This window comes from Corallococcus sp. 4LFB, assembly GCF_046520365.1.
GTDB lineage: Bacteria > Myxococcota > Myxococcia > Myxococcales > Myxococcaceae > Corallococcus > Corallococcus caeni.
On the sequence record NZ_JBKGHJ010000381.1, the window covers coordinates 1 to 8,600 of the forward strand.

Consider the following 8,600-nt stretch of genomic DNA (forward strand, 5'->3'; position numbering starts at 1 on the left):
CTGGCGCTGGTGGAGGGCTCGTCCGCGCCGGACCTGGGCTGTTGGCGCGCTGTCCGAAGTGCGCCGCGTGGCTGGAGCTGGAGCTGGATCCGTTCGCGCTGCTGGCGCGCGAGCTGCGGGGCGGGGCGGCGCGGCTGGAGACGGAGGTGCACGTGCTGGCCTTCCACTACCACTGGTCGGAGGCGGACATCCTGGCCCTGCCGCGGGCGCGGCGGTGGCGCTACCTGGAGCTGCTTCGCAACGAGCTGGAAGGCCGTCCGCTGGTGGATGGCTGGAGCTGACGAGAGAGGACGCACACGCCATGGCCCCACCCCCGGTGCAAGGACAGGTCGGACTCACCCGCCGCGAGCTGGAGCGGGAGCTCGCGTGGATGCTGCGCAGCGTGCCGGAGAACCCCAAGGAGTTCATGAAGCTGTTCACCCAGACGGTGGTGACGCTGATGGACAAGAACAACGAAGCCATCGCCCGCGGCCTGGCCCAGCGCGAGTCGACCGGTACCGGTGCCCGGGGCAACGGATGACGCGCAACCTGGACCCGACGCTCATCGCGTTCGACCAGCAGCTCCAGAAGGGCATGCTGGTGACGCTGCCGCAGACGGCCGACGACAAGAAGTCGGAGCCGTCCGTGCGCGCGCTGCGCTTCCAGTACAACCCGGAGACGGTGACGCGCACGCGCGCGGGCCAGTGGGAGACGAAGCCCGGCAAGACGCCCGAGCAGACCAAGGTCCTCACCGACGCCCAGCGCGGCGGCGGCCTGCACGCCAAGAGCGAGACCATTGCCCTCAAGCTCGTCTTCGACGTGACGGAGGCGCTGCTGCGCGACTCGAGCGGGGCGGGCACCCAGGGCGTGCTGCCGGAGCTGGCCATCCTGGAGGGCATGGCGCTGGGCAAGGACCAGACGGGCGAGGAGGAGAAGAAGCCCGCGACGAAGCTCGTGTCGCTCAACCCCACGGAGCTCTTGCTGATGCTGGGGCCGCGCACCTTCCCGGTGGTCATCACCGGCATGACCATCGTGGAGCAGAGATTCGACCCGGCGCTCTACCCGCTGCGCGCGGAGGTGGACCTGCGCATGCGCATCCTGGAGGTGGGGGAGAACGCGGCGAACAACAAGGTGGCCCAGGCGTTCGCCAACCTGCGCGACCTGCGCCTGCGGATGGAGGACCTGGCGGTGGTGAAGGGCGCGGACGCGAGCACCCTCATCGCGCAGGCCCTGGCGCCGCAGGTGAAGCTCAACGGAACGAGCTGAAGAGAAGGCCATGAGCGACCCCTCCTCGCGACACAAGGAACTGCCGACGTACGCGGTGCCGCTGGGCCCGGAGGGCGCCACGGTGTCGCTGTACGTGCCCCGCGTGGCGCCGCGCGTGCCCACGTCCCTCCTGCACAAGGTGGTGGCGGGGGACCGGTTGGACCTGCTCGCGCAGCGCTACTTCAGCGACCCGTTCCAGGCGTGGCGCATCGTGGACGCCAACCCCACCTTCGAGCCCGAGGCGCTCCTGGTGCCGGGCACGGTGCTGCTCATCCCGGAGAAGCCCTGATGGCGGAGCAGCGCGCGGCGTTCCTCCAGCTCTGGGTGGACGGGCAGCCCATGACGGACGCCCGTGGCCGGGTGTCACGCCTGGAGGTGGACGAGCGCACCGACGACGCGTCGTCCTTCCACCTGTCGCTGGACATGGCGCCCACGGACGCGGGGGACTGGGACGCGCTGGCGGACGGCCGGTTCGCGCTGCTCAAGCGCATCACCATCAGCTTCGGGCTGGGGCCTCCGGACAGCGAGGCGCCGGACGTGCAGGAGGTGGTGTTCGACGGCTACATCACCGCGGTGGAGCCGTACTTCGGCCCGTCGCGCGTGCCGGACTCGTCGCTGGAGGTGTACGGGCTGGACGCGTCGTGCCTGATGCACCTGGAGGAGCGCACGCGGTCGTTCAGCGGGCTGTCCGACGCCGGCATCGTGCGGCAGCTCTACGGCGAATACGGCTTCGCGCTGGACGTGCAGGAGACGGCGCCGGTGCGCGACCCGGCGCGCGCGGTGGTGCTCCAGCGCGGCACGGATGCGGCGCTCGTCCGGTGGCTGGCGCGGCGCAACGGCTACGAGGCCTTCGTGGAGCGCAAGCAGGGCCCGGTGGGCGCGGGCGCGAACGCGGCGGCGGAGTGCGTGGGCCACTTCCACCTGCCCCGGCCGGACGGGCCGAAGCAGCCGGACCTGTCGCTGATTCCGCGCTCCACGCCGTCCGTCATCGAGCTCAAGGCGCGCTGGGAGAGCCACCGGCCCACGGAGCTGCGGGGAGAGCACATCGACGAGCGCACGCGGCGCATCCGCTCCGCGGTGGTGACGGCGCCGCGCTTTCCTCGCATGGGGACGACGAGCCGCGCGGACATCCTCCAGGCGCGCATGGCGGCGGTGCTGCCCAGGCGGCCCCAGACGAAGGCGGTGGGGTTGCAGTTCGTGGACGTGCCGCACGACGTGCCGGAGGTGGAGAACCTGGCGTGGGCGGACTACCGCGAGGCGGACTGGCTGGCGGAGGCGAACGGCACGGTGCAGGGGCTGCGGTACGAGCGCATCCTCCGCGCGCGGCGTCCGGTGGGGCTGGTGGGCGCGGGCAAGCTGATGGACGGCACCTGGTACGTGCGCGGCGCGCGGCACCGCTGGGTGTGGGCGGAGGCGCTGGCCCGCTACGAGGTGGACGTGGACCTGGCGCGCGACGCGCTCAACGGGGTGGCGTGATGGGGCGCGGCCTGCACTTCCCCTTCCAGCTGGGAGACCTGGGCACGCCCCGCACGGTGGGGACCCCGCAGGTCGTCCGGCAGCAGCTGGAGCAGCTGCTCTTCACGCTGCCCGGGGAGCGGGTGAACCGGCCGCGCTTCGGGTGCGGCGTGCAGCGGATGGTGTTCGGCGCCGCGAGTCCGGAGGCCGCCGCCGCGGCCGAGTACATCATCCGCCTCAACGTGCAGGAGTTCATGCGCGACGTGGTGCGCCTGGACGCGGTGAAGGTGAGCGCCGAGGACGCGACGCTCTACGTGGACATCCTCTACACGCTGCTGGCGACGGGTGAGGAGTACGCGGAGCTGTTCCGCCGGGACCTGGAGGCGCCGCCGTGAGCACGCGCGTCCCGCGGACATTGGTGCTGGAGGCGTCGCGGGCCACGGGTGCGGAGCCCGCGGAGCCGGTGCGCCGGGACCTGGAGGCGCTGCCGTGAGCGTGCGCATCCTGCTGTCATTGCCGCTGGAGGCGTCGCTCGCGGCGGCGCAGGCCGCGTTGCCGGCGACGCCGCCGGGCGAGGTGGAGTGGGTGCTGCCCGTGGGTGAGGGCGTGCTCACCACGGACCTTGTCGTCGGCACGCCCGCGCACGCGCTGCGGCTCACGGGTGGGCCGGGTGTGACGCTGCGGCTCGACGGTGGAACGCTCGAGGTCACGGGCCTCGTCACCGGCCTGGCGGGCGTGACGGTGGTGGCGGTGGAGGCCGGGTTGATCCTCCTGGGCGCGCGGGTGGAGGTGGCGGACGTCACGGTGAGCGCCAACTCCTCGGGCGACTGCTCGGCGCTGAGCGTGGAGACCCCGGACGGCACGGTGGCCATCGACTCGCTCACGGTGACGGCGGCGAAGGGCGAGGACGCGACGGGGCTCCGGCTCCTGGCGGCGGAGGCCCGCGTGACGGGCCTGTCCATCGGGGCCGTGGAGGCCACGGTGGGCGAGGCCTTCGGCGTGCGGGCGGTCTGTCAGCGCTCGCAGTGGGCGGACGTGACGGTGCGGGACGTCGTGGGCGTGGGGGCGGGCGTGGGCGTGGAGCTGGCGGGCTTCACCCGAGCGGAAATGTCCGGGCTCACGGTGGCGGCGGTGTCCGGCGGCAGCGCGACCGGCGCTCGGGTGCTGGTCGCCCGGGAGGAGGGCGAGGGCCTGTCCGCCGTGGACGTGTCCGTGACCGACGTGAAGGCGCTGGGGACGGAGTGGAGCGTCGGGCTGCTGGCGGCTTCCGTGGGCGCGATGCAGGTGCGCGGCTTCACCGTGCAGCGGGTGCAGGGGGCGTTCGCGCTGGGCCTGCTCGCGCTGGGCGGGCGGGGCATCGAAGCGGGCATCGGACAGGTGGAGGACGTCGCGGGCGGCTCGCGTGCCACGGGCATGCGGGTGCTGGGCGGCCCTTCCCTGGAGCCGGTGGCGGTTCGCGACGTGGAGGTGAGCCGGGTAGCGGCCGCGCCGGTTCCGGTGGCCGCGCAGCCGGCCTCGGCGTGGTCGGACTGGCTCATCGCCGCGCTGGACGCTCTGTCGGCTTCGGTCGTGGGACCGCTGACGCTGCCTGCGTTCCCCTCCGATGCGGACGTCGTGGGGCTGCACGTGGCCGCGCCGCTGGGCGGTCTGGAGCCGGTGCTGGACGTGGGCACGCCGGGGGAGCTTGCCGTCGAGGACTGCTCCCTCTTCGTCATCACCGGCACCGCGCTGCAACTGGAGGGCGGGCTGCGCACGGCGCTGGTGCGGCGCACCGAGGCCTGGACGTCGGTGCACGCGGGCTGGCTCCAGGCGGAGCAGCTGCTGCTGGCGCAGCTCACCTGGCACCGGCATGCGCATGGGTTGCGGCTGGGGCCGGGGGAGATCCGCGCGTACGACTCGCTCTTCACGGCCATCGTGGGCGCGCCGCTCGTGCTGGAGACGGACGCGGAGCTGTCCGCTTCGCCCGCGCTGTTCGCGCAGGGCGCGGGCCTGCCGTTCCTGGAGGTGGGGCCGCTGCCGTACCGGACGCCCGGTGCTCCGGAGGTGCCTCCGGTGCTCCTCGCGGGGGGCCTGCCGCCCCCGGAGACCGTGGACCTGCGGCTGGTGCCCGACGCCGCCATCTCGCGCGCGGCGGTGCCCGTGCCGGGCGACGGTCCTCACGACCCGGCGCCGTTCGTGGGGGCGTGGGCTCCGGATGTGGTGCCGGGGTGTGACGTGCGGGATCCGCAGCCGCGCCCGTTTCTCGCGGCGCCGGAGCGGCCCGCCCCCGGGGCGTTGGTGGACTACCGGGCGCGTGACGCGCAGTCGCTGCTGGCGGTGATGCTGGAGCGGGCCCGCACGGTGATGGCGCCCTGGGAGGACCGGGGGCCCGCGGACTTCACGACCATGCTGCTGGAGGCGGTGGCCGCGCAGCTCGACTCGCTGGCGTACCAGCAGGAGCGCGCGGTGGTGGAGGGCTTCCTGGAGGACGCCCGGCTGCGGCGCTCCGTGGAGGACCACGCGCGCGGCCTGGACTACGTGCCGGACCCCGGACTCTCCGCCACGGTGATGCTGCGCTTCCGGTTGGATGCCACGGCGCTCGCCGCGCTGGTGCAGGCCCGGCTGGAGGAGCTGCACCTGCCGGTGCTTCCGCCCGGCACCACCGCGCTGGAGTTCCTCACCGGGGGCGGCGTGCTGGAGCTCCCGGCCGACACGCTGGTGGCGAACGCCACCACGGACGAGCACTCGCTGGTGTTCGTCACCGAGTCGCCCCTGTCCTACTTCCCCCGGCTGGAGGCCATGACGCTCGCGGAGTCCGTGCAGCCGGGGGACACCGGGGCCACGCTCGCGGGCCTCTACCCGGAGCTGGAGCCCGGCCGGTGGCTCATCCTCTACCAGGGCGCGGCGAGGGCGGTCACGTGGTGCGCGTGACGTCCGTGGCGCTCGCCACCGACACGACCTTCGTCGGGTGGGATCCCCGCCGCTTCGCGCCGGAGGCGTTCCTGGCCCCGGGGGACCCCGCGCCCGGGCCCCGCGCGACGGTGCTGGGCAACGTGGTGCCCGCGCATCACGGGCTGCCGGTGACACCGCTTCCGGAGGGCTTCGAAGCGGACTCGGCGGAGCCCTTCGCGCGCAGCCTGGCGCAGTGGCGCGCGCTGCTGTCACCCGTCGTGGACGGCAGTCAGGAGCGCGAGTGGGCCCTGCCGTTCCACCCGGTCAGCGTCCAGGCCTGTGGGTATCCGTTGCCGGGAGATGAAGCCCGGCGCGGGACGCCCCAGCTCCAGGTGAGCGTGGAGGACGACCCGTGGACGCTGGTGGACGACCTGTCCGTCCAGGGGCCAGGAGATGAGGTCGTCGTGCTGCGAGCGACCCCCACGGGCGGTGCCAGCCTGCGCTGGGGCGATGGCGTCAACGGCGCCGCGCTGCCGCCCCGGGAGACGACGCTGGGGCTGTCGCTGCGCATTGGCCTGGGGACGTTGGCGAACGTGGGGAAGGGCGTGCTCACGCGGCTGCTCCAGGTGCCGTTGGATCCGCAGCGCTCCGCGTCCGCGGGCGAGCTGCTGGCCCAGTCGATGGACGACGTGCGCCGGCTGGTGCGCGTGGACAACCCGCTGCCCGCGGTGGGGGGACGCGATCCGGAGCCGCTCGACTCCATCCGCTACCGCGCGCCAGCGGGCGTGTCGCAGCCCTTGTCCGCCGTCACCGTCGAGGACTACGTGCGCATGCTCCAGCAGCTGCCGGAGGTCGCCGGGGCCTCCGCGCGCGCCGTGGACCGGGACCTGCGCACGGTCATCCGCGTGACGGTGCTGCTGCGCGACGAGGACACGCTGGACCGCGACGAGCTGCTGCGCCGCTGGGCCGGGGTGCGGCGGCGGTTGGAGGAGCTCCGCCTGCTGGGCGTGGACGTGGAAGCGCTGCCGCCCAGGTGGGTGCCGCTGGATCTGGACCTGGAGGTGGACGCCGCGCCGCACGCGCAGGCGGATCAATTGCGCGACGCGGTGGTGGGCGCCATCGCGGGTGACGGGGGCCTGTTGGATCCGGACCGCTCCGGCCTGAACGGCGACGTGCAGCTCGCGGACCTGTACCAGGCGGTGCTGCGCGTGCCGGGCGTGACGGCGGTGCGGGTGAAGCGCTTCCGCCGGCTGGAGCCCCACGCGCAGGAGCGGCTGGAGGCGGGCGTCATCCCCATTGGACCGGAGGAGGTGGCCACCGCGCGCGGAGGGTACTGGCCGGGTTCCGAGGGCGTCCTCACGGTGCAGGTCTGCGGAGGGTTGCGATGAGCCGCGTTCCTTCCACGCACCAGGCGCTGACGCATGAGCAGCTCCGCGCCCGGCTGGGAGCGTCCGCGCGCATCGTCTTCTCCCGGCTGGACGAGGCGCCGACCTGGAACCCGCTCGCGTACGCGGCGCCATCCTCGGTGGACCTGGGCCGCGGGCTGCTCGACAGCGTGGCGCTGGCGCTGCACGTGCTGTGGACGTACCAGCAGGCGTGGGCGGAGGAGGGCTTCCTCGCCACCGCGCGGCTGGAGGACTCCGTCTCCAAGCTGCTCGGACACATCGGCTACCGGCCGAGCCCGGGCACCGCGGCGGTGGGGCTCCAGCACTTCCGCTGCAAGGCGAACGTGCGCGGGACGCTGCCGGCTGGAACGGCGGTGAACTCAGCGGCGGAGGGGGAGGAGGCCGCCGCCGTCTTCGAGACGCTCGCGCCCCTGCGCCTGCTGCCGGAGCTCAACGAGCTTCGCGCGTTCCTGCCTCCTCGCACGGGCGGGGAGACGGGCACGGGGACAGGGACGGGCGGAGGCGCGGGTACGGGGGGCACGGGCTCGGAAGGCGGCACGGGGGGAACGGGGGGCGGAACCGGTGCGCCTTCCGGCGAGGCGGGGGAGCCCGGTGCTCCGGCGCCCACGGGTGGCATCTTCGGGCCGGGGTCGGTGGTCGCGGGACTCCAGGACCGCATCGAGGTGCAGCGCCACGGTCCGCTGGAGGAGCGGCGGGTGGCTCGGGCGAAGCAGGATGCTCGCAAGCTGGCGTCGCTGATGAAGACGCTGGACCTGGGCGGGGATGCCGCGTGCAAGGGCACCCTGGACGCGCTCTGTGAACAGCTGTGCGAGGCCCAGAAAGTCGTGGCGCAGGCGGTGCCCCCGACTGGCCGTCCCGTGGGGGCGTTGTCCGAGTCGCAGGAGATCCTCGCGCGCCAGCTTCGCAACCTCCAGAAGCGGCAGGCGGAGGCGCTGGCCGCGCTGGAGACGGCCCTGGCTCCCTGCGCGGACGAGGACCCGGCGTTGCACGCCGTGCGGCTGGACCAAATGGTCACGTTCCTGGATGCCTTCGTGAACAGCCTCATCCAGGAGGCGCGGGATCAGCTCGTCATCCTCAAGGGCAGTGAGGCGCTGAACCGGGCGGACCTCGCCTTCGGCGCGGAGGCGGGGGTGGCCCGGCCGCTGGGCGTGGCGGGAGCCGGCACGGACACGGTCTACCTGCTGGCGCTGACGGATGCGTCCGGGCTCTCGTCGCAGGAGCCTCCGGTGCGGCCGGGGGACTGGCTGGTGCTGGCCGAGGACGTGGAGCGCCTGGGCCCCGGCGGCGTGAAGGGCACCGAGCGGCTCCATCGCGAAGCCCTGCGTGTGCTGCGCGTGCGCAAGGAGGTTCCGCCGGGCCAGCGCACGCCGATGACGCAGGTGACGTTCCAGCCGCCGCTGTCACGCTCGTACGCGTTGGACCGGGTGGTGCTGCTGGGCAACAACACGCTCGTCAGCGAGGGCTCCACGGTGGAGGAGGTCGCCGTGCCCGCGCTGGACCTGCGCACGGTGCCGTTGCTTCACGGGCCGGTGACGTGGCTGCGCGACCCGAGCCACGCGGGAGGCCGCCGGCCGGAGGTGTCCCTGACGGTGGGGGGGCGCGGCGTGCAGCCGGGTGGATTCG

General features: G+C 73.8%; 9 protein-coding genes. All 9 read left to right on the plus strand.

Annotated features, from left to right (window positions below; all coding sequences use genetic code 11):
• Positions 1–281, plus strand: a 281-nt coding sequence (locus ACLEQD_RS31140) for a hypothetical protein (protein WP_410389108.1), incomplete at its 5' end; no start/stop codon positions are given.
• A 20-nt stretch (positions 282–301) separates the two neighbouring features.
• Positions 302–520 (plus strand): hypothetical protein, encoded by a 219-nt coding sequence (locus ACLEQD_RS31145; protein ID WP_410389110.1) that lies wholly within the window; start codon positions 302–304, stop codon positions 518–520.
• Positions 517–1,245, plus strand: coding sequence for a hypothetical protein (locus ACLEQD_RS31150; RefSeq protein ID WP_410389112.1), 729 nt, complete (start codon positions 517–519; stop codon positions 1,243–1,245). Before ACLEQD_RS31145 ends, ACLEQD_RS31150 begins: the two co-directional genes overlap by 4 nt.
• Positions 1,246–1,255: 10 nt before the next feature.
• A complete protein-coding gene (locus tag ACLEQD_RS31155; RefSeq protein WP_410389114.1) occupies positions 1,256–1,534 on the plus strand; it encodes a hypothetical protein in 279 nt (92 codons plus the stop codon).
• Positions 1,534–2,721 (plus strand): phage late control D family protein, encoded by a 1,188-nt coding sequence (locus ACLEQD_RS31160; RefSeq protein WP_410389116.1) that lies wholly within the window; start codon positions 1,534–1,536, stop codon positions 2,719–2,721. The genes ACLEQD_RS31155 and ACLEQD_RS31160 overlap by 1 nt, the downstream gene beginning before the upstream one ends.
• Positions 2,721–3,095, plus strand: coding sequence for a GPW/gp25 family protein (locus ACLEQD_RS31165; RefSeq protein WP_410389118.1), 375 nt, complete (start codon positions 2,721–2,723; stop codon positions 3,093–3,095). Before ACLEQD_RS31160 ends, ACLEQD_RS31165 begins: the two co-directional genes overlap by 1 nt.
• Positions 3,096–3,189: 94 nt before the next feature.
• Entirely contained in the window at positions 3,190–5,610 is a 2,421-nt protein-coding gene (locus ACLEQD_RS31170) for a hypothetical protein (RefSeq protein WP_410389120.1), read from the plus strand.
• Positions 5,598–6,959: a baseplate J/gp47 family protein gene (locus ACLEQD_RS31175; RefSeq protein ID WP_410389121.1), complete on the plus strand. Its 1,362-nt coding sequence runs from the start codon at positions 5,598–5,600 to the stop codon at positions 6,957–6,959. Before ACLEQD_RS31170 ends, ACLEQD_RS31175 begins: the two co-directional genes overlap by 13 nt.
• Positions 6,956–8,600 (plus strand): hypothetical protein (locus ACLEQD_RS31180; RefSeq protein ID WP_410389123.1); only part of this gene is annotated, 1,645 nt, incomplete at its 3' end. The genes ACLEQD_RS31175 and ACLEQD_RS31180, both read left to right, overlap by 4 nt.